Below are 22,184 nucleotides of genomic sequence, written 5' to 3' on the forward strand. Positions count from 1 at the left end.
ATCTAAATAAATACATGAAATACATATACGCATTCGTACTTATCCCAATGCTCTTTTCGTTTAATCAGAAAGCCTTTTCTCAATTAGCCTCTGCACCTGCAAGAGGGAGTATAAAAGGTAGAGTAAGAACTAATGATGGAAAACCAGCTCCTTTTGTAAGCATTTTTATAGTAGAGAATAATAAAAAAACATTGTCAGATGAAGACGGTTCTTTTACTTTCATCAATTTAAAAGATGGCACATATACTTTAAAAACTTCATTTGTCGGACTTCAGGTTCAGTCGCAAAAGGTAACAGTAAGAGAAGGAGAAACCTCTACTGTTGATTTCATACTTTCCGAAAGCCTTGCACAACTTGATGAAGTTTCCATAAGTGGTTACAAGAGTCCAAATCAGAAGCCTACAACTTTAGGTAAAATAGCTATAGCGCCTAAAGACCTGCCACAGTCTGTCCAGATCATAGGTACAAAAGTTATTGCCGATCAGCAAGCGAACCGTCTTAGCGATGTAATGAAGAATGTTAACGGTGTAGCCCTCGGAGCCAATCGTGGTTCTGTGGGTGAAAACTTTTATGCAAGAGGTTATAGTCTGGGAGCAAATAACGTATTTAAAAACGGTGCCCGTACCACCATTGGCGGTATGCCTGAAGCCAGTACATTAGAATCCGTAGAGGTACTTAAAGGTAGTGCGGCCTTGTTATATGGCGGTGTTAGTGGAGGAGCTGTTGTGAATATGGTTACCAAAAAACCTAAGTTTGAATCAGGAGGCGAAGTATCTATGCGTGTTGGCAGCTATGACATGTACAAACCTATTGTAGATGTTTATGGGCCACTATCTGATAAAGTTGCTTACCGTGCTATCGGCTCTTATGAAAAAGCAGGCAGCTACAGAGCGGGTGTAACATCCGACAGAATTTATGTTAACCCATCTATCTTATATAAGATCAGTGAAAAAACCGACCTATTGGTACAAGCTGATTATTTAAAAAGCAATTTCACTCCAGATTTTGGAATCGGGACAGTAGGAAATCAGATTTCTCCACTTGGAAGAAATGTATTTGTAAATACCGCATGGGCATATAATAAGACCAATACAGGTACATTGCAAGCTGCATTAAATCAAAAATTCAATGATCATTGGAAATTGAGTGCTATTGCAGGTGTACAATCATATGATAGAGACTACTTCTCTAGTGAGCGCCCTTTCACAACTGATGGTAAATGGAATCGTGCGGTAACGCGCTCCAGAACAAGAGAATTGACATATAATGAGCAGATCAACTTAAATGGTACTTTTAAAACGGCTGGCATTGTACATCAACTTTTAATAGGTGTAGATGGTGACCAATCCAAAATCATTACTGGAGGCTTTACTAATCCTAACTTATTAGGGCCAGTAAGTGGTAAATATTATGATCAGGTGAATTTACTTGACCCTAATAGCTTCAACATAGCTTCAAACTTTAACAGACCACAAACTACACTACTAAATAACACAGCAGCAACAGTAAACAGATTTGGTGGTTTTGTACAAGATTTGATTAGCCTTACCGACAAGTTTAAAGTTTTAGCTGGTGTAAGATGGACATTCCAGGAAACACCTAAAACAACTATAACAACTTTAGAAAGTCGAAAAGAAACAAAAGGAGCTGCTGATTTAAAAATCGACAAAGCTTTTTCCCCAAAATTTGCATTGATTTATCAACCCATTAAATCAACCTCATTATATGCAAGTTATTCCAATAACTTCACTTCAAATAGTGGAATAGATGTAGCAACTAATGCTCCTATGGGTCCTTCTATTATTGATCAATATGAAGCAGGAATTAAAAATGACTTCCTTGATGGGCGACTATCATTAAATGTTACCGCTTACCAAATCATGAACGATAGATTTGCACAGCAAGCACTAGTTAACACAAGTGGGCAACCTAACCCAGATGCGAACCTTAAAGAATTTACTGGAAAAACGCAAAGCAATGGTGTAGAAGTAGATGTTACAGCAACACTTGTAGATGGTTTAAACTTTATTGCTGGGTATAGTTATAACTACATGCGTTATACAGAGACATTACCTCTTACTGTTTTGAAAACACCGACAGAAACTGATCCCAATAAGACAACAACTATTAGTGGTATAGTAGAAGGTGAGCGTTTAGTTGGTACCACTAAAAACACTGCTAATGCAAGTTTATTCTATACTGTTCAAAATGGTGGCCTAAAAGGTTTCAAATTAGGTGCTTCAGCATTTTATACTGGTGATCGTAACGGTGGGCGTAACACAAATAAAGCCGGAACTTCTTCAGGCATTATCCCTATTAAAGGTTTCACAACTTTCGACTTATCAGCTGGTTATGCTTTCAAAAGATTCAGTATCCTCGGTAAACTGTCAAACATCACCGATGAACTAAACTACTACATTCATGAAAACTATAGTGTGAACCCAATTCCGCCAAGACAATTCATGACTACCGTAACATATAAATTCTAAATTACATCTTAATCTACCTATAAAAAACGGGTTATCTCTACAGATAATCCGTTTTTTTGTCCTAGTATGTCTGCACCTCGCTTGAAAATAAAATCACCTTCTCCAAAGAGATTTAAGCCGCTTTTGTTCCTTCAACAAAAGATGCCAGACTCTGAGGAGAATGGTTATTTTATATTTTTATGTTAAATTATGTTAAGCCCTTGCTAGCTTCAATGCCTTTACATAGCTTAGCGTCCTGTTATTTTTAATTGACGTTATCGTATTATTACCTTATCTTTGCACAATGTTTAAAATTAAACACGTACTACTATTAAGTTTCACCATTATAGCCCTAACTATTGCGGGTTGCAAAAGCCAGTTTGAAAAAATCAGACTGAGCAACGATGTAGCCAAAAAATACCAGGAAGCTATGCGGCTGTATAACAAGAAGAATTATTCAAAAGCATTAATTCTATTTGAAGATCTTTCGCAAAAATACAGAGGTAGGGCTGAAGCTGAGGAGTTGAATTATCATTATGCATTAACACTTTTCAAGATAAAGGATTATACAACTGCAAGATATCAGTTTAAATCATTTGCTGATACTTACCCTACCAGTAAATATGCTGAAGAATGCAGATATATGAGTGCTTATTGTTATTATCTTGATTCACCAGCACCTAGCCTGGATCAGGAAAATACTTACAAAGCAATAGACGCTTTACAATTGTTCATCAACTTTTATCCTAAAAGCGAGCGTGCTGCAGATGCCAGTAAATATATAGGTTTATTGCGTGCAAAACTGGAAGACAAAGCTTACTCCAATGCCAAGTTATACTATGATCTTGGTGGTTATGATGTAAGTAATTACAAAGCCGCAGTTATTGCATTACAAAATGCACAAATTGATTATCCAGATATTAAGTATGCTGAAGAAATGGACTTGCTGATCATCAAATCACAATTTGCTTATGCAAAGAACAGTTTGGAGACTCGTCAGGAAGATCGTTTCAATGAAGCTATCGGATATGCAGATGAATTTATAGAAAACCATCCTGAAAGCAAATTATTGGCAGATGCTAAAGACTTGAAAAAATCTAGCATAGAAGGTATAGAAAATGCAAAACGATATCTTGCTGAAGTTGCTAAGAATCAAGAAAAATATAAAGCGTTATTGGCAAAGGATGCCAAATCAGACACTACAAGTAAGACTACAAAAACCCCCATCAAATAATGAGTACTAATAAACCAGCTGTACCGAATACTACGGTAACCAGAAATGTTAATGATTTAGATCAGAAAACAAAAAATATTTATGAGTCTTTAGTTATTATTTCTAAAAGGGCTAATCAGATCTCAAACAACATGAAGGAAGAGTTACATGGCAAACTTGCTGAGTTCGCTTCTTCTAACGATAACCTGGAAGAGATTTTCGAAAACAGAGAACAAATTGAAATCAGCAAGCACTATGAGCGTTTGCCTAAACCTACTTTAATAGCAATCGATGAGTTCCTGAATGATAAGATCTATTTCAGAAATCCTGCTAAAGAGCAACAATAAAAATACGCATAGGTATTAAATTGCATTCTTGCATACCTTAAAACCATGCTTAAAAATAAAAAAATAATTCTTGGCGTTTGTGGCAGCATTGCAGCTTATAAATCAGCTATACTGGTTAGGCTATTGGTGAAAGCTGGTGCAAACGTCAAAGTAATTCTTACGGCCGATGCGGCAAACTTTATCACCCCGCTCACTCTGGCCACCCTAAGTAAGAATCCTGTTTACACTCAATATTTCGAAGAAGAAACCGGTGTTTGGAGCAATCATGTAGAGTTAGGCTTATGGGCTGACTTTATTATTATTGCACCTGCAAGTGCTAATACTCTGGCAAAAATGGCCGGAGGCTTGTGCGACAATCTGCTTACAGCCGTCTATTTATCTGCCAAATGCCCTGTATACGTTGCCCCGGCAATGGATCTGGACATGTGGAAACACGAAAGTACAAGGAATAATATTGATAAAATATTATCATATGGAAATCAGGTTATACAACCAGGCAGTGGAGAATTAGCTAGTGGACTATATGGCGAAGGCAGAATGGCTGAACCTGAAGAAATCGTAAATTTTCTGTCTGACAAAATTAAAACCTCCCTTCCCCTATTGGGTAAGAAAGTTTTGGTAACGGCCGGACCAACTTATGAAGCTATTGATCCAGTACGTTTTATTGGCAACCATTCCTCCGGAAAAATGGGCTTTGCTATTGCAGATCAATTTGCAAGTTTAGGCGCAGATGTAACCCTGATTACAGGGCCAACTTCCGAAAAAAGTAGTCAGCTGTTAAAACGTATCGATGTGATTAGTGCTGCCGATATGTTGAAGGCCTGCAAATCAGAATTCAAAGAAGCGGCAATTACAATAATGAGTGCAGCAGTTGCAGATTATACACCTGTTAAGCAAGCCGAACAGAAGATAAAAAAAACAAATACAGAGTTTAGCCTCGATTTAAAAAAGACAGAAGATATACTTGCTACACTTGGACAATTAAAAACTGCTGAACAAATATTGGTAGGCTTCGCATTAGAAACAGAACACGAAGAAGAATATGCCAAAGCTAAACTAACAAAGAAAAACCTGGATCTTATTGTTTTAAATTCATTGAATGATAAAGGGGCAGGTTTCAAAATGGATACCAATAAAATCACTATCTTTAATAAAGCAGCCGAAAAAACAGTTTATGAAATGAAATCAAAAGCTGAAGTTGCCGTCGATATCTGTAATGAAATATTAAAACTGGCTAAAGCATGAAACGTTACTCCTTTTTATTTCTGATATTTTTCTTCTGCTATAACTTTTCAAATGCCCAGGAACTCAATACTAGAGTACAGGTTTTGGCCCCTACTGTCCCAAACATCAATAAAAGAAATGTAGAGGTACTTCAAAATGCGATCAGAGATTTTTTAAATAATAATAAATGGAGTAACGAAACTTATACAGCTAACGAGAGGATTGAATGCAATTTTGTCATCACGTTAACAGCTTGGGATGGAAACTCTGCTTATAAAGCTGAAGCACAAATACAATCCAGCCGCCCTGTATATAATACAGCTTACAATAGCACATTACTAAATATAAGCGACAAAGATTTTGACTTTAATTATAGTGAAGGGCAATCGCTTGACTTCTCTGATCAGAACTTCATTTCCAACCTAAGCTCGTTGCTTAGTTTTTATGCTTATACCATTATAGGTTTGGATAAAGACAGTTATAGTAAACTTGGTGGCACGCCTTATTATAATAAGGCTCAAAATGTTTTAAATGTTGCCCAGGTTGCAGGCAATAAAGGTTGGCAGGCCTTCGATGGCTTGAAAAACAGGTATTGGCTTATTGAAAACCTTCAGAACAAAGGCTTTGAAAGCCTTAGGCAATTTATTTATGCCTACCACCTCAATGGATTAGACCGTTTACAGGAAGACCCAGCCAGAGGTGCCAGAAAAATTATTAATCTATTATCTGATTTAAAGCAATTGGATAAACAAAAAGTAGGCTCCATATTCCCTAATATGTACCTGGCAACTAAAGCAGATGAGTTGGTAAACATTATCTCATTAACTGATCAACAAGAGAAAATAAAAGCCTATAACTTGCTTTCAGAAATTGACCCTGCAAACCTCAATAAATATGAGGCACTAAAAACATCCCGCTAAACTTTTATTTACAGCATCTTAAAAAAAATGTTAAATTATTTTGCATCTACGAATAGATTCGTATATTTGATTACGAAACAATTCGTAGAACAATATCATGGCAGAAATAAATCATCTTAAAGCTACAGAAAGTGAACTCGAAATCTTACAAATTCTGTGGGAAAAAGGGAACTGTACAGTTAGAGAGGTTCATGAAATTTTAGAAAAGAGCAAGGAATCTGGCTACACCACCACTTTGAAATTAATGCAGATTATGCTCGAAAAAGGCTTAGTAGCCCGCGACACCTCTGCTAAAACTCATATTTATCATGCTTTGCAAAATCAGGAAAAAACACAACAGCACCTGGTCAATAAAATGATTGATAATGTGTTTAATGGTTCTGCTGCGCGTATGGTGATGCAAGCATTAGGCAATCATAGTACAAGCAAAGATGAAATAAATGCAATAAAGGAATACCTGGATCAACTTAGTAAAAGATAAGCTATGGAACCAATTTTAAACAACTTGATTAAAGCAGTAGGCTGGAGCATCTTACACTCTTTATGGCAGGGAGCTATAATTTATGGATTATTATTGCTAATTGCCATGACTGTCCCTAAACTGAAATCCAGAATAAAGCATAACCTTGCTTTTGGTGCCATTGCGCTCATATTTATCTGCTTTTGCCTTACATTTTTTTCCATCTTTAAACTACCGACATCTACAACGCACCAACATAGTACTACATTTTTTATCCCTGCTGAATATTATCAATCAATTACTTCTCTTCCACAACTAATTAGTAGTAAAACAGAACTCTTCTTCCCTTACATTGTTGGTGTTTACAGTATGGGTTTACTATGTCAGTTACTGGTACTTGGAATAGGCTATAAGCGTATGCTTGACCTTAAAAAGGCGGTTCACTTCTCTGTTCCTGCCGAATGGGATGCTTCATTTAAAAGACTTATTTTACAATTAAAATTTCGTCAACCTATCGGATTCTATTTGTCTGATAAAATAAATGTACCTCTTGTAGTCGGATATTTTAAACCTATCATACTCTTCCCTATCGGTTTGATATCGCAACTTGACATGGACCAGGTAGAGGCTATTTTAATTCATGAGCTATCACATATCAAAAGAAACGATTACCTGCTCAATCTCATTAAAACCGGCATTGAAACATTGCTATTCTTTAATCCATTTATATGGTTAAGTGGAAAATTCATAAACATTGAACGGGAACATGCTTGCGACGATCTCGTATTGAAGTTCACTGGAAATCCGATGACCTATGCTCATGCACTTCTAAAACTCGAGTTATTGAAAGATAAATCAGCACCAGCATTCTCTATGGCTGCCTCAGGAAAGAATCAACATCTATATCAACGTATTAAAAGAATCACTGATATGAAAAATAATTATATGAACGTAAGACAACAAATGTTTGTCATTACATTAACCATTGCCACAATAATTTCACTAGCATGGATAAAACCCTTAAAGGCTGAAAAAACAATTACAAAAATCAGTAAGCAAACACGTACAGAGATTGCAGGTTTCAGTATTCAGCAAACTCAAACTCCACCAAAAGCCCCCCCAGTTCCTAAATCTTCTACCGGACATAACATCACAGCGATATGCATTCCTCAACCACCGACACCTCCTAATGCTCCCCATGCTCCTGAGGTTTCTATTCCTGTGCCACCAGTCCCCCCTCATCATATTGGTCAGGATACAACAAGGAAGAAATCGAAATACCGGATCATTACAATCGATGAACAAGGCAATAGGAAAGAGTATAAGTCTGTAAAAGAAATACCTCAAAAAGAACGTAGCCAGATGCTTAATGATACTTACAAAATTGATTTGGACAATGAAATAAACATTAATGTCGACTCTATATTAAACAAAAGCCTGGCTTTCCTGAAGTCTCCTGAATGGAAGAAATCTATGGCCGAAATTGGAAATTCTGCAGAGAACATTGGCAGTTATTTTAGTTCAGCTGATTGGAAAAAACAACAAGCTGAAATCAACAAAAACGCAGAGAATATCAGCAAGTACTTCAATTCAAAAGAGTGGAAAAAGCAACAGGAAAACATTCGCCGTAATGCTGAAAAAATAGAAAAGAACGCTGAAAAAATAGAAAAACACATAAACAGCAAGGAATTTCAATTAAAAATTGAAGAGGCAAAAAAAGCAATTAAAGAAAAAGAAGCGCAAGATCATAAACCATAGCATACCCAGCCGATCTATACCATTTAATTACAAGCCAGAAGAATAATCTTCTGGCTTTTTTTGTGTTGTTCGTCACTAAGTTTTCCTAATTTAGCAACATCATATGTTACAAAAACTTTCGATCCGTAATTACGCTTTGATAGACAGCGTTGAGCTTGAACTTGATAAAGGTTTAAATATCATCACCGGCGAGACCGGAGCTGGTAAATCAATCATGCTTGGTGCATTATCATTGATATTGGGCCAACGTGCCGAAACAAAGTATTTTTTCAACCAGGAGAAGAAATGTATCATTGAAGGTTGGTTTCTGCTGTCTGACCAATTGCTAAAAGGATTATTTGAAGAAAATGATCTGGATTTTTATGAGGAAAATACCTTAAGGAGAGAAATCTCTACTGATGGCAAATCGAGAGCATTCATTAATGACACACCTGTAACACTCACTGTTATGAAGCAGGTTGGAGAACGGCTGATTGACATACATTCCCAGCATGCTACACTAGAAATCAGCGATCCTACCTTTCAATTATCTGTTGTTGATACACTTGCCGGACATCAGCAGATACTCAGTGATTATCGCATCAAGTTTAAGCAGTATAAACAGCAACAGCAGCTATTAACCAATTTACAGGAAAAAGCTGCTGAAGCCAGAAACAAACAAGACTATGAACAGTTCCAGTTTAATGAATTAGAAACTGCGGAACTGCAACCTGATGAACAGGAGAAGCTGGAAACAGAATTACAAATGCTCAATAATGCGGAAAGTATTAAAAGGAGCTTACTAACAGGATACAACTTGTTAAGTGATGAAGAGGCAGCAGTATTGCCTATTTTAAAAGAAGTAATCAGTCAGCTGCAACAGATAGAAAAGTTTAATGCTGATTATGAGGCATTAAATGAACGATTACGTTCTTCATTGATAGAATTAAAAGACATTACATCGGAATTATCTACACTGGAAGAAAACATAGTTTTTAATCCTTCCAGAATTGAAGCTATAAACAATCGTTTAGATCTTATTTATGGTTTGCAACAGAAACACAGGGTAAATTCTATTCCCGAATTACTATCCATACAGGAACAGTTATCAGAAAATCTGGCTAATATTTTAAGTGGCGATGAGGAAATTGAGCGCATCATCCAGGAGCTTGAATTGATGAATACTGAGCTAGAACAAATCGCAGGAAAACTTAGTCTTAACCGCAGTAAAGCAATTGAGATTACTGAAAAAAGTGTGGGTAAAGTATTGCAGCAGGTTGGAATGCCCAATGCAAAAATTAAGATAGAGCAGTCGACAGCAAAAGAGCTCAACAAAGACGGTAATGACCTCATTTCTTTATTATTCTCAGCCAATAGCGGACAAGCACCTGCTCCTGTTGGTAAAGTTGCCTCAGGTGGAGAACTCTCTCGTCTCATGCTGGCTATTAAATCCATCATGGCCAAACACACTTCACTCCCTACCTTGATTTTTGATGAGATCGATACCGGGATTTCTGGAGAAACAGCACTACGTGTTGGTGATGTTATTGGCGAACTGGAAAAAAACATGCAGGTCATCTGTATTACCCACCTCCCTCAGATTGCAGCTAAAGGGAATGCTCATTATTTTGTGTACAAAAATGAACAGGGAGAACGTACTACAACAGGTATCCGCAGACTAGACAATACCGCTCGTGTTGATGCTATTGCAGAGATGTTAAGCGGTAAAAAACCAGGTGTATCTGCAATGGAAAACGCCAAAGATCTGCTGGGCTATAAAAATTAAAACAAAAATACTATGTATAACTTATTAAAAGGTAAACGTGGCATCATTACCGGAGCATTAGATCAAAACTCTATTGCCTGGAAAGTTGCAGAAAAAGCACACGAAGAAGGTGCATCATTTGTATTAACAAATGCTCCTATCGCGATGCGTATGGGAGAAATTAACGCTTTGGCAGAAAAGACGGGATCGCAAATTGTTCCTGCTGACGCAACTAATGTTGATGAACTGACCAACCTGTTTACCCAATCACAAGAAATATTAGGTGGCAAGATAGATTTTGTACTACACTCAATAGGTATGAGCGTAAACATTCGTAAAAAGATCCCTTATACAGAATCTAATTACGATTACTTCATGAAAGGAATTGATGTTTCAGCAATGTCATTTCATAAGATGTTGGCTGTTGCTAAAAAGCTTGATGCAATTGCTGAAGGTGGTAGTGTGGTAGCACTTACTTATATGGCTGCCCAACGTACTTATCCATTTTATACTGATATGGCTGATATTAAAGCAATGTTGGAGTCGATTGCACGCAGCTTTGGTTACCATTATGGATTAGAGAAAAAAGTCCGCATCAACACAGTATCTCAATCCCCAACCAAAACTACTGCTGGTTCAGGTATTAAAGGGTTTGGTGATTTTTATGACTATGCTGATGCTATTGCTCCACTAGGTAATGCTGATGCGGAATCATGTGCAGATTATTGTATCACTTTATTCTCTGATTTAACACGCATGGTTACTATGCAGAACCTTTTCCATGATGGTGGTTACTCTTCTACTGGAGTAAGCGATATCGTGATGAAGAAAATGGGTCTGGAAGAAGAATAAAACCAAAAGAACTTTATAAACAAAACCCCGCAGCTTAAAAGCTGTGGGGTTAATTATTTATTTCTTAGCTGATTTAACTGATTCCAATAATGCAGCAAGCTCTTTTACTTTCGTTGGATTTTTATCTGCAAGATTACTTTTCTCAGCAAGATCTGTATTCAGATTATACAACTGAGCAGTAGGTAGATTCCCCGTTTCTATTCCAACAGCTTTCATATAAGGAGTACCACCATTTGGTGTAATGTATTTCCACCCGTCTTTGACTATAGAAAGTGTTCTTACTCCCTGCTCTACAAATACTGATCGCCCATTTTGAGATTTTCCCATAAAAGCTTCTAATAAATTCTCACTATCCGGTGCATCACCTGCAGGAACAGGCTGATCAATCAATTTAGAAAATGAAGCAATCAAATCCATCTGACTTACCAAAGCTGAAGACACTTGAGGTTTAATCTGCCCAGGCCAGCTGATGATAAAAGGAACACGTGTCCCCCCTTCAAATGAACTATATTTTCCACCCCGAAATGCTCCTGCAGGCATATGTCCATTTTGTTTAGCTACAGCTTCATCCTGATAACCATCATCCAGCACAGGGCCATTATCACTGGTAAATATGATCAACGTATTCTTATCAATCCCCAGTTCTTTCAATTGCTTCACAATCTCACCTACAGTCCAATCCAACTGTAAAATAGCATCACCTCTTAAACCAAGGCCACTTTTCCCTTTAAATCTTGTGGCTGGCATTCGTGGCACATGTGGTTCTGTTAAAGCAAAATACAGGAAGAAAGGTTGTTTCTGCTTTCTCTCAATAAATTCATGTGCTTCAGTTAAAAAGGTAGTAGAAAGTTCTTCATCTACCCATCGGGCCATTGTACCACCTGTCATGTAACCTATACGACCAATACCGTTCACAATAGTCTGATCATGTCCTTGAGAGGATTTCATTTTTAACAATTCAGGATGTTCTTTTCCGGTTGGATCATTCCCTATTTTTTTTGCATAATCTACTTCAATCGGATCTCTTTTATCCAACGCAACTATTTTATGGTTTTGTAAAAAAACGGTTGGTACCCGATCGGCTGTTGCCGGAAAAATGAAAGAATAATCAAAACCAACTTCATTCGGTCCTGGTTTAATGTCTCCATTCCAATTCTTAGCCACAGTTTCACCAAGTCCAAGATGCCACTTGCCAACAATTCCAGTCTGATAACCTGCTTTCTTAAAGAGATTAGGCAAGGTTGTTTTATCCGTAGGTATAATTAAGGCAGCATCTCCCGGTAAAATCCCTGTACCATCCTTACGCCATGGGTATTCACCAGTCATCAGTGCATATCGAGATGGTGTACAAGTGGCAGAAGTAGAATGTCCATCTGTAAACCGAATACCATTCGCCGCCAATAGGTCTAAATTAGGCGTCTGGATTTTTTGAGCACCATAACAGCTTAAATCACCATAACCCAAATCATCGGCGATAATGTAAATAACATTAGGCAATTGCTCCTTCTTTTTAACTTGAGCAGAAGTATTAAATGCCATGAATATTATGGCCAGAAATAAGCATTTTTTATGCATAATATTACAATTAAGAGGCTGTGAATATACAAATATAGGATTCATATTCATTTGCTTCTTGCCATACTCCTAGTTAAATATTACATTCGCAATCAATGAAGACATACCTGTTCTTATTATTGTTAATTTTATCTACAGGACATTTGGCTTTCTCTCAAAATTCGTTTTCAATAACGGGCATTGTCAGAGATCAAAAAGAGACCCTACCAGGAGCTGGAATTTATCTAAGTGGATACAAGGTTTCTACAGTAGCTGATGGAGAAGGAAAATTCAAGATCAACAACCTTCAACCTGGAAATTATAATGTACTTGTACAAATGGTTGGTTATCTCCCCTATTCAAAAAATATTATTATTTCTGATCAATCTGTTCAGGTTGAACTTCTTCTAAAAGAAAGCACAACTATCCTAAATGAGGTAGTCATCAGGGCAGATCCAAACCGTCCTAAATACATCAAACAATTTAAAGAGTTCTTCATTGGTACAAGCCCCAATGCGGCACAATGTAAAATATTAAATCCACAGGTATTAAACATTGATTACGATGTTACCAAAAGTCTGCTTACAATTACTACTACAGAGTTTCTAATTGTTGAAAATAAGGCCTTGGGTTACAGACTAAAATATATGCTGGATAACTTTGAATATAACTCCAGAACGCGCATCATTTATTTCTCTGGCCATCCTTTTTTTGAGGAATTGAAGGCGTCCGGAGCAAAACAAAAAAAGTATATTGACAAGCGTGAAACTGCTTATTATGGTTCTTCACAACACTTTTTCAGATCCCTATATGCCGGGAACACAATAGAGCAAGGATTTATCATAAATAAAATGATAAAAATACCTAACCCCTATCGTTATCCTGATAGTGTTATTGACAAGAATCTTATCCGTTTAAAGACTCCGGCAAAATCAACGGTCATTAGCAAAGCGACAATGCCTAAAGACAATGTCATGATCGCTTTCTGGCAAAAGCAACAGGATATGCCTAAATACATTGATCATCTCGACCGGAAAGAGATCTCACCTGCCAGCCTTTTATCTGTCTATAACCACAACCTAAAATCACTGGACTGTAATGGTGCCCTTGCCATCAGCTATACCAAAGAAAGAGAGTCCTTAATATATTCAAAAACAGGATTCTGGGTATTCAGGCCATTAGAAATTCCGGACTATCAGATATCTATTGCAAATTTAACAGAAAATGGTGTGCGCTTTTATGAAAACGGTGGCGTAAATAATTCAAGAGCTATGCTTTTCGAAGGTTTTTGGGCTTACGAAAAAGTAGCCGATATGGTACCTATGGATTACATCCCTCGCGCAAAAAATTAAATAGCCGCATTGCTATTTGCTAAAAATATTAGTATTTTTAGCAAATGAATTTAGACGAAGAAAAACCGGACAATTATGTAAAAGGTCGTGGCGCTCAATTCAATCCTCATAACCGTTTTGCAAAAAACGACTATGTAAAGGAACATGAAGAAGGCATTGACGAATGGGAAGAAGAAGATCAAAAGACCACCTTTATCTTTGGAAAATCTAAATCAATAGTCAATAAAGTAGACAGTCCAGATGTAGGTATGGCTTATTCTTTAAATCCTTATCAAGGCTGCGAACATGGCTGTACTTATTGCTATGCAAGAAATGCACATGAATACTGGGGTTTTAGTGCCGGCCTGGATTTCGAACGAAAGATCATCGTAAAACAAGATGCTCCTGCACTATTTAAAAAATTTCTGGAACGCAAAGGATGGGATGCATCAGTCATTTCTTTATCTGGCAATACCGATTGCTATCAGCCAGCAGAAAGGAAATTCAGGATCACCAGGCAATTGTTGGAAATTGCATTGGAATACAAGCAACCTATTGGCATGATCACTAAAAATGCACTCATCTTAAGAGACATTGACCTTCTAACCGAAATGGCAAAACTAAATCTATGCATGGTTTATGTTTCCATAAACAGTCTAAATGAACAACTGAGGCAAAAAATGGAACCGAGAACTACAACGGCAAAACAACGTTTAAAAATTGTAGAGCAACTAAGTAATGCCGGTGTACCAGTGGGCGTTATGGTTGCTCCTTTGGTTCCAGGCTTAAGTGATCATGAAATCCCTGCTATTCTAAAAGCTATAACCAATTGTGGCGCCACAGCAGCTGGTTATACTGTGGTTAGACTGAATGGGGCTATAGGGGGGATATTTGAAGACTGGCTACGCAAAAACTATCCTGATCGCTTTGATAAGGTATGGCATGCCATACAATCCTGTCATGCTGGTAATGTGAACGATAGCAGATTTGGTGATAGGATGCGTGGTGATGGCAATATTGCAAAATTAATAAAGGATAGCTTTAAGCTTCACTGCCGAATAAACCATCTCAATGAAGTAAAACCAACACTGGACTCCAGTCTTTTCAAAGTACCTAAAGTCCAGCTCAGTATGTTTTAAGATAAAAAATTATCGCATTCACGATAAGCCTGAATTACCCGCATTTCTCCTTCTTTACCTGGTTTCGAATTGCCATGCTCCATCCCCATTACACCTTTATATCCTTTGTTATAGATGTGTTTAAACAGATTCTTATAGTTAATTTCTCCTGTTGTAGGCTCCTTGCGACCAGGATTATCACCAATTTGAATATAAGCAATCTCGTCCCAGCATCGGTCAATATTCACAATTAACTGTCCTTCAGTCTTCTGCATATGATAAATATCATAAAGGATTTTACAAGACGGACTATTCACTGCTTTACAAACAGCATATGTTTCATGTGTTTGCTGCAAAAATAGCTCCGGTGTATCACTCAAAGTCTCTAATACCATAATCAGATTATGTGGTTCAAAGATCTCTGCCCCAGCACGCATCGCATCAATAACATTAGCAAACTGATTGCCGTATGGTAGTTTGCGTTCATAAAAGCCAGGAACTACTGTCAGCCATTTGGCATTACACCTTTTTGCAGCCTCCACCGAAAGTTTGCATGTTTCAACAAACTTATCTTTAAATTCCTTCTTACCAGTCGTTAATGATGTTTTCCAGTTATCTCCACCGTCGACAACAAAAACACCCATCCTCATGCCTAATTTTGCAAGCAAGTCTCCTATTTTTGTCTGTAACTCAACCGGTCTTTTTAAAAACCCATTATCTTCTATAGATCTGAAACCCTGGTCATGCATGAACCTGATCTGATCTAAAATATCATTACCAGCATTATTTTTAAAAGTTCCCTCATGTGGGGCGTAATCTAAATTAAATGTTTTTCCTGCCAATGATTCTTCTGTCTTTAGCCCATTTTCAGCTGCTGCAACAGCAGCCAGAGAAGATCCTGCTACAAGTGCTCCCGCAGCTGTAAAGCTATTTCTAAGAAATTCAATTCTGTTCATACATTAGTTTATCTGGTGTTTGATTACAAATTAAAATGATTATTTTACAATCATTTTTTTAAAACCCTTTGTTAGGGTATCGGCAACACTACCATCTTTTTTGTGATATATAATATAGGCTTCCATGCCTTTTTTCGATTTCACAAAATCGAGTGCTTCCCTAACATTCATAGCCATAATTGGACTATCATAACCATCAGCAGTAATGGCATCTTCTGCGTAGATCGTTACACTAATTAGCGCATTGCTTAAAGGATAACCTGTTTTAGGATCTATTAGATGTGCTATCTTTCCAGATCCTTTCTGCAGAAACTTTCTGTAATTACCTGCAGTAGTAATTGCTCCCTTATTAATGCTGATCACATGTCTGATTACAGGTTCCGCATTAGATGTTAATGCAGGTCCTTCAATACCAATTCGCAAAGATGATCCATCAGGCTTCGGGCCTTTCATTCTCAACTCTCCTCCAATCTCAACAACAAAAGATTTAATCCCCTTTTTTATTAAGTGGTCTGCAAGTACATCAACACTATAGCCCTGAGCTATTCCATTCAGGTCTACACTAATACAAGGCTTAGATTTTGTCAGACGGTTCCCTTTTAAATATAGGTTGCTCATACCAACACAGTGCAATATTTGCTTAACTTCAGCACTATCCGGGAATTTATCAATTCGCTTAGGTCCAAAACCCCAGGCCTGAACTAATGGCGCAACGGTGACATCGAACTTACCATTTGTCGCTTTAAACACTTCAAAAGACTTTCGCATTACAGCAGCAAAATGTGGGTCGAGATCTAATCCATCATTCGACTTATTAAACCTGACAATTTGGGAATAAGGCTTATAAAGCGACATAGAAGAATCTATTACGCTCAAAATACTATCTACAGCATATTTGGTAATTATGCTATCTGCAGCAAAGTACTTAACAGAATAATCTGTACCCTGGGCATAACCATGAATATTGTACTCCTGCAGATCGTTCTTCTTTCCATTAAAAAGAAAAACGATCAGCGGGAATAACAAAAAAAGATATTTAGTTATATAGAACACTCAGAATTACAGAACTTTTGTTTTACCTGGTATAGCAACTGGATAAAGACCGTTTTCATCAGGCAATAACTTTGGTTTTGCATTCCAGTCTAAAACATCTGGCATTAAGCTGTTATTTGCCTGTAATGCAGTATCCCATTTAATGATCTGACCAGAATACGTAGCATACCTCCCCATAATTGCAGTTAAGCAGCTTTTAGCAACACGTTCCGCATCCCAGAATTTAAATTGTCCTTTACTAATAGCATCAAATAATTCATCATGCTCTGTTTGATAAGGGTTGGCATTACCTTTTGTCGGGTGACTAAATATTTCTTTCCCTTTGCTATTCCATAGTACACCGTTATGTCCTGCAGACATATATGTACGCCCTTTTGTACCCTGAAATGTCTCATCAACACGGTTTGAAGTACCTTCAAAATGGCGACATTGACTATAAATTACCGAACCATCAGCATAAGTAAGCTCTACCGCATGGTTATCATAAATCTCTCCGTAATCCTTCCCTGTTCTCCAGGCACGACTTCCGGTTCCTTGTATGGATACAGGATAAGCATTTTTAATCCAGTTGGCAACGTCAATATTGTGTACATGCTGTTCAACAATATGATCTCCACACAACCAGTTAAAATAATACCAGTTACGCATTTGATATTCCATTTCAGTCTGGTTTGGCTGACGTTTTTTAACCCAAACACCACCACTGTTCCAATACACCTGTCCACTAACGATATCACCGATTACGCCATCCTCGATGCGTTTAATTGTTTCTCTATAATTGGTCTGGTATCTACGTTGTAAACCGACAACTACATTTAATTTTTTCTGTTTCGCAATTTCCGCTGCTGCTAAAACCTTGCGTACCCCTGGTGCATCAACAGCTACAGGCTTCTCCATAAACACATGTTTGCCTTGTTTTACGGCTTCCTCAAAGTGCATCGGTCTGAATCCTGGAGGAGTTACCAACAGTACTACATCAGCTAGTGCTATCGCTTTTTCATAAGCATCAAAACCTACAAATCTACGATCCTTTGGCACATCAACTTTATCCTTAAACCTTTCAGACAATTTCTGATAACTGTTGTTTAACCTATCTTCAAAAGCATCTGCCATGGCTACCAATTTCAGGTTAGCTTTAGTACTCAAAGCCTGAAATGCGGCTCCGGTCCCCCTATCACCGCAACCAATTAAAGCAATTTTAATGGTATCATCAGTAGAGGAATGACCACCTGCAAATGCAAATTGATTTAACATAACACCTCCTGTAACTAATGCAGTAGCTTTTAGGAATTCCCGGCGTTTATTTTCACTAAGATTGTCATTGTTCATTTTCGTCTATATTTGGTTTTGAATTGTGTGTCTTGTTAATAATCAGCAATTGGAGCTCTATTGTAATAAGCATCAATTTCAGCCTGAGACGGAACCTTTACAGGTCTAACCAGCCGCATGCCAATAAATGGTGCCTCTGGAAACCACCAGTTACTTTTCGGTATCTGAGGGTCCAGCTGTTTCCATACTGGATCTGATGCCAGTCTAGCAGCAGAACGTAACTCTTTTGGTCCATCTTCATAGGATCCCCCTCTGATTGAGTTTGCATATAACTTTTCAGGAACAGAAACAGGGTTATTTGCTTTGTCACCTTTTACACTGGCATAGAAATCTGCTTTATACTGATCATATGTCCATTCAGCCACATTTCCATACATATCAAACAATCCCCATGGGTTTGGCTTCTTTTTCCCCACCTCACTGGTTTTACCTTCACTATTTGCTTTAAACCAGGCATACTCACCTAATGTCGAAGCATCATCACCAAAAAAATATTCAGTTGTATTTCCGGCACGACTCGCATATTCCCATTCTGCCTCTGTTGGCAAACGATAAAATACACCTGTTCGTGCATACAACCATTTACAGAATTGAATAGCATTATAATGTGTCATAGCCAAAGCAGGATGATTTTCCTTACCCATACCAAAAGTCATATCCAAATATGGCTTTGTTGGTCTTGTTACTGCATCAACATTTGCCGGAACAGCACCAATGCTTTGTGTAGTCTCATAGTCTTTATATAAAAAAGGCTCATATATATCCCAGGTTACTTCATATGTACCCATCCAGAAAGGATCAAGCTTGACCTTATGTACTGGCAGCTCATCGGCCTTCCCTTTTTTACTCCCCATTAAAAACTCACCACCCGGAATAGCTTTCATTTCAAAGCTTAGTTTTGTGCCATTTATCTGCTGAGTGTAGCCCTCCTGCTTTTCTTGTGCCGATGTCTGAAAGACACAGATAATCAGCGGCAATGCCAATGATAATTTAAAATTCATTAATAATGATTTTTGATATAAATGATATTTTCCTAACCTATTTAATATCTAAAATAGAGGCATTTATTTTAATAACCAAAATCTAACCAAACATAATTTCACAAATTGTGTAAAAAACACACTAAGTTGCCAATTATGCTTATTTAATCAAACAAAAAAACCCCGACAAGCTTTCGCTTATCAGGGTTTCTTCTTGTAGATCCGGTATTTTACTCTACGCTTCCTTCTTCTTTTTTCTTTTTCTTACCCGGACTTCTGTTTTCTACAACGATCTTATCATTTTCTTTATCGTAATCGATTTCCAAAATATCACCTTCATGAATTTCACCTTTAAGGATCTCTTCAGCAATTGGATCTTCCAGATATTTCTGAATAGCACGTTTAAGTGGTCTGGCACCAAAATTAATATCGAAGCCTTTATCCGAAATAAATTCTTTAGCCTTATCTGTTAACTTAACTTCATAACCTAAATTATGAACACGTCCAAACAAAGATTTCAATTCGATATCAATAATCTTGAAAATCTCTTCTTTACCTAAAGTATTGAATACAACTACATCATCTACACGATTTAAGAACTCAGGAGCAAAAGCACGTTTCAAAGCATTCTCAATTACACCTCTTGAGTGTGAATCAGCTTGATTCGTTTTTGCAGAAGTAGAGAAACCTACCCCTTGTCCAAAATCTTTCAACTGACGTGCACCAATGTTAGATGTCATGATGATAATTGTATTTCTAAAGTCTACCTTACGACCTAAGCTATCAGTAAGCTGTCCTTCGTCTAATACCTGTAAAAGTATATTAAATACATCAGGATGTGCTTTTTCAATCTCGTCTAATAGGATTACTGCATAAGGTTTTCTGCGTACTTTTTCAGTCAGCTGTCCGCCTTCTTCGTATCCCACATATCCCGGAGGCGCACCTACTAAACGTGATACCGCAAATTTCTCCATGTACTCACTCATATCAATCTGAATCAGTGAATCATCACTATCAAACATGAAACGGGCAAGCTCTTTAGCCAATTCTGTTTTACCTACACCAGTTGGGCCCAGGAAAATAAATGAACCGATAGGTTTTTTAGGATCTTTCAATCCAGCCCTGGTACGTTGAATAGCTTTAGTTAATTTCTTAATGGCATCATCCTGTCCAATAATCTTAGTAGCTACAGTATCGTACATATTCAACAGTTTAGCACTGTCTGTTTGTCCAACACGCTGTAAAGGAATACCAGTCATCATTGAAACAACTTCGGCAACATTGTCTTCAGAAACAGTATAACGTTTTGTTTTTGTTTCTGCTTCCCATTCTGCTTTAGCACGATCAAGTTCTTCTAACAGATTCTTTTCAGTATCTCTTAATTTAGCAGCTTCTTCGTATTTCTGACTTTTAACAACTTTATTTTTTTCTACTTTGATCTCTTCTATCTTGTTCTCGATAGCAATAATATTATCTGGAACATGGATGTTTGTTAAGTGAACCCTTGATCCTGCCTCATCCAATGCATCAATTGCTTTATCTGGCAAGAACCTGTCAGTAATATACCTTGAAGTTAAGGCCACACAGGCATTAATTGCTTCATCGGTATAAGTTACACCATGGTGATCCTCATATTTCTCTTTAATACGGTTTAGAATCTCAATGGTTTCATCAGGAGAAGCCGGTTCAATCATTACTTTTTGGAAACGACGGTCCAAAGCTCCATCCTTCTCAATGTACTGACGATACTCATCCAGCGTTGTAGCTCCAATACATTGTATTTCGCCCCTAGCCAATGCAGGTTTGAACATATTTGATGCATCCAACGATCCCGAAGCACCACCTGCACCAACAATAGTATGAATCTCATCAATGAATAAGATGACATCTGTAGATTTCTCCAATTCGTTCATCACTGCTTTCATACGCTCTTCAAACTGTCCACGGTATTTAGTTCCTGCAACCAGTGAAGCAAGATCTAATGTTACTACACGTTTGTTAAACAATACCCTCGACACCTTGCGTTGAACAATGCGCAATGCCAATCCTTCTGCTATTGCAGATTTACCCACACCTGGCTCACCAATCAGAATAGGATTGTTCTTTTTCCGACGTGACAAAATCTGCGATACACGCTCAATTTCTTTTTCACGACCAACAATCGGATCCAATCTACCTTCCTCAGCTGCTTTTGTTAAGTCTCTTCCAAAATTATCTAATACCGGAGTCTTAGATTTAATGTCAGATACTTTTTTAGGACTGCTAAACGCTTCTTCTTCGCGATAATCATCGTCACCACCGGTTGATGCGCTATTTTGCGTTTCATCTCTAAAGCCGTTTTTATTCACTTCAACCTCCTGTTTAAATATCTCGTAATTGATGTTAAACTGTAGTAAAATCTGTGATGCAATATTATCATCATCACGAAGTATAGAAAGCAGTAAATGCTCTGTACCTATCAAATCACTCTTGAAGATTTTCGCCTCCAGGTAAGTGATCTTTAAAACTTTTTCTGCTTGCTTGGTTAAGGGTATATTGCCAAGATTAACTGTAACACTAGATGTCCCTCTAACCGAATCTTCTATTGACCGACGAAGTTTTGAAGTATCTACACCCAATGATTTCAATATCTTAATGGCCATACCATCGCCCTCGCGAATAAGGCCTAACAATAGATGTTCCGCGCCTATGTAATCGTGACCTAATCTCAGGGCTTCTTCCCTGCTAAAGGAGATTACATCTTTGACTTGTGGTGAAAATTTAGCTTCCATATATACCTTTCTAATTCGGGAATGCTCTAAACTATAAAAATTGTTTTATAAATATGCACCCGCATTTTTTTTAATTTATCAACAATTAAGCCATACACCTAATTTT

17 protein-coding genes are annotated in these 22,184 nt (G+C 37.5%); 11 read left to right on the forward strand and 6 right to left on the reverse strand.

The window, feature by feature from the left end; genetic code table 11:
• The first annotated feature begins 14 nt into the window (after positions 1-14).
• From WC623_RS00055 to WC623_RS00095, 9 genes are all read left to right on the forward strand, one after another.
• Positions 15-2,489: a TonB-dependent siderophore receptor gene (locus tag WC623_RS00055; protein ID WP_372847501.1), complete on the forward strand. Its 2,475-nt coding sequence runs from the start codon at positions 15-17 to the stop codon at positions 2,487-2,489.
• Between the two features lie 283 nt (positions 2,490-2,772).
• A complete protein-coding gene (locus WC623_RS00060) occupies positions 2,773-3,702 on the forward strand; it encodes an outer membrane protein assembly factor BamD (RefSeq protein WP_372847502.1) in 930 nt (309 codons plus the stop codon).
• Positions 3,702-4,028, forward strand: coding sequence for a DNA-directed RNA polymerase subunit omega (locus WC623_RS00065; protein WP_372847503.1), 327 nt, complete (start codon positions 3,702-3,704; stop codon positions 4,026-4,028). Before WC623_RS00060 ends, WC623_RS00065 begins: the two co-directional genes overlap by 1 nt.
• A 45-nt stretch (positions 4,029-4,073) precedes the next feature.
• On the forward strand, positions 4,074-5,273 hold the full coding sequence (gene coaBC, locus WC623_RS00070) for a bifunctional phosphopantothenoylcysteine decarboxylase/phosphopantothenate--cysteine ligase CoaBC (RefSeq protein WP_372847504.1): 1,200 nt from the start codon (positions 4,074-4,076) through the stop codon (positions 5,271-5,273).
• Positions 5,270-6,172: a DUF4835 family protein gene (locus WC623_RS00075; RefSeq protein ID WP_372847505.1), complete on the forward strand. Its 903-nt coding sequence runs from the start codon at positions 5,270-5,272 to the stop codon at positions 6,170-6,172. The genes coaBC and WC623_RS00075 overlap by 4 nt, the downstream gene beginning before the upstream one ends.
• Before the next feature lie 97 nt (positions 6,173-6,269).
• Positions 6,270-6,653, forward strand: a complete 384-nt coding sequence (locus WC623_RS00080) for a BlaI/MecI/CopY family transcriptional regulator (RefSeq protein WP_372847506.1) — start codon at positions 6,270-6,272, stop codon at positions 6,651-6,653.
• Positions 6,654-6,656: 3 nt separating this feature from the next.
• Entirely contained in the window at positions 6,657-8,390 is a 1,734-nt protein-coding gene (locus tag WC623_RS00085; RefSeq protein WP_372847507.1) for a M56 family metallopeptidase, read from the forward strand.
• 103 nt (positions 8,391-8,493) lie between these two features.
• Positions 8,494-10,155, forward strand: a complete 1,662-nt coding sequence (gene recN / locus WC623_RS00090) for a DNA repair protein RecN (RefSeq protein WP_372847508.1) — start codon at positions 8,494-8,496, stop codon at positions 10,153-10,155.
• 12 nt (positions 10,156-10,167) lie between these two features.
• The gene (locus WC623_RS00095) at positions 10,168-10,986 is read left to right on the forward strand and encodes an enoyl-ACP reductase (protein ID WP_372847509.1); all 819 of its coding nucleotides are present in this window, start codon (positions 10,168-10,170) and stop codon (positions 10,984-10,986) included.
• Between the two features lie 57 nt (positions 10,987-11,043).
• Here WC623_RS00095 and WC623_RS00100 read toward each other — a convergent pair whose 3' ends face one another.
• Positions 11,044-12,561, reverse strand: a complete 1,518-nt coding sequence (locus WC623_RS00100) for an arylsulfatase (RefSeq protein ID WP_372847510.1) — start codon at positions 12,559-12,561, stop codon at positions 11,044-11,046.
• 95 nt (positions 12,562-12,656) lie between these two features.
• On the opposite strand from WC623_RS00100, the gene WC623_RS00105 reads away from it, so the two are divergent.
• A complete protein-coding gene (locus tag WC623_RS00105) occupies positions 12,657-13,892 on the forward strand; it encodes a carboxypeptidase-like regulatory domain-containing protein (RefSeq protein WP_372847511.1) in 1,236 nt (411 codons plus the stop codon).
• Positions 13,893-13,936: 44 nt separating this feature from the next.
• On the forward strand, positions 13,937-15,010 hold the full coding sequence (locus WC623_RS00110) for a PA0069 family radical SAM protein (protein WP_372847512.1): 1,074 nt from the start codon (positions 13,937-13,939) through the stop codon (positions 15,008-15,010).
• Here WC623_RS00110 and WC623_RS00115 read toward each other — a convergent pair.
• The 5 genes from WC623_RS00115 to WC623_RS00135 all read right to left on the reverse strand — a co-directional run bounded on the left by WC623_RS00115 (position 15,007) and on the right by WC623_RS00135 (position 22,078).
• A complete protein-coding gene (locus tag WC623_RS00115) occupies positions 15,007-15,945 on the reverse strand; it encodes a hydroxypyruvate isomerase family protein (protein WP_372847513.1) in 939 nt (312 codons plus the stop codon). The two genes, WC623_RS00110 and WC623_RS00115, sit on opposite strands and share 4 nt — an antisense overlap.
• A gap of 39 nt (positions 15,946-15,984) precedes the next feature.
• Positions 15,985-16,971 (reverse strand): FAD:protein FMN transferase, encoded by a 987-nt coding sequence (locus tag WC623_RS00120; RefSeq protein WP_372847514.1) that lies wholly within the window; start codon positions 16,969-16,971, stop codon positions 15,985-15,987.
• A 33-nt stretch (positions 16,972-17,004) separates the two neighbouring features.
• Positions 17,005-18,327 carry a Gfo/Idh/MocA family protein gene (locus WC623_RS00125; protein ID WP_372847515.1) on the reverse strand — a complete coding sequence of 441 codons (1,323 nt, stop codon included), beginning with the start codon at positions 18,325-18,327 and terminating at the stop codon, positions 17,005-17,007.
• Positions 18,328-18,362: 35 nt separating this feature from the next.
• Positions 18,363-19,328: a formylglycine-generating enzyme family protein gene (locus WC623_RS00130; RefSeq protein ID WP_372847516.1), complete on the reverse strand. Its 966-nt coding sequence runs from the start codon at positions 19,326-19,328 to the stop codon at positions 18,363-18,365.
• A gap of 209 nt (positions 19,329-19,537) precedes the next feature.
• Positions 19,538-22,078 carry an ATP-dependent Clp protease ATP-binding subunit gene (locus tag WC623_RS00135; RefSeq protein ID WP_372847517.1) on the reverse strand — a complete coding sequence of 847 codons (2,541 nt, stop codon included), beginning with the start codon at positions 22,076-22,078 and terminating at the stop codon, positions 19,538-19,540.
• Between the last annotated feature and the right edge of the window lie 106 nt (positions 22,079-22,184).

It is taken from the genome of Pedobacter sp., assembly GCF_041645105.1.
In the GTDB taxonomy this organism is placed as follows: domain Bacteria; phylum Bacteroidota; class Bacteroidia; order Sphingobacteriales; family Sphingobacteriaceae; genus Pedobacter.

Coding starts and splice junctions, on each gene's coding strand:
- WC623_RS00055 (WP_372847501.1), top strand. CDS start 15: ATGAAATACATATACGCATTCGTACTTATCCCAATGCTCTTTTCGTTT.
- WC623_RS00060 (WP_372847502.1), top strand. CDS start 2,773: ATGTTTAAAATTAAACACGTACTACTATTAAGTTTCACCATTATAGCC.
- WC623_RS00065 (WP_372847503.1), top strand. CDS start 3,702: ATGAGTACTAATAAACCAGCTGTACCGAATACTACGGTAACCAGAAAT.
- coaBC (WP_372847504.1), top strand. CDS start 4,074: ATGCTTAAAAATAAAAAAATAATTCTTGGCGTTTGTGGCAGCATTGCA.
- WC623_RS00075 (WP_372847505.1), top strand. CDS start 5,270: ATGAAACGTTACTCCTTTTTATTTCTGATATTTTTCTTCTGCTATAAC.
- WC623_RS00080 (WP_372847506.1), top strand. CDS start 6,270: ATGGCAGAAATAAATCATCTTAAAGCTACAGAAAGTGAACTCGAAATC.
- WC623_RS00085 (WP_372847507.1), top strand. CDS start 6,657: ATGGAACCAATTTTAAACAACTTGATTAAAGCAGTAGGCTGGAGCATC.
- recN (WP_372847508.1), top strand. CDS start 8,494: ATGTTACAAAAACTTTCGATCCGTAATTACGCTTTGATAGACAGCGTT.
- WC623_RS00095 (WP_372847509.1), top strand. CDS start 10,168: ATGTATAACTTATTAAAAGGTAAACGTGGCATCATTACCGGAGCATTA.
- WC623_RS00100 (WP_372847510.1), bottom strand. CDS start 12,561: ATGCATAAAAAATGCTTATTTCTGGCCATAATATTCATGGCATTTAAT.
- WC623_RS00105 (WP_372847511.1), top strand. CDS start 12,657: ATGAAGACATACCTGTTCTTATTATTGTTAATTTTATCTACAGGACAT.
- WC623_RS00110 (WP_372847512.1), top strand. CDS start 13,937: ATGAATTTAGACGAAGAAAAACCGGACAATTATGTAAAAGGTCGTGGC.
- WC623_RS00115 (WP_372847513.1), bottom strand. CDS start 15,945: ATGAACAGAATTGAATTTCTTAGAAATAGCTTTACAGCTGCGGGAGCA.
- WC623_RS00125 (WP_372847515.1), bottom strand. CDS start 18,327: ATGAACAATGACAATCTTAGTGAAAATAAACGCCGGGAATTCCTAAAA.
- WC623_RS00130 (WP_372847516.1), bottom strand. CDS start 19,328: ATGAATTTTAAATTATCATTGGCATTGCCGCTGATTATCTGTGTCTTT.
- WC623_RS00135 (WP_372847517.1), bottom strand. CDS start 22,078: ATGGAAGCTAAATTTTCACCACAAGTCAAAGATGTAATCTCCTTTAGC.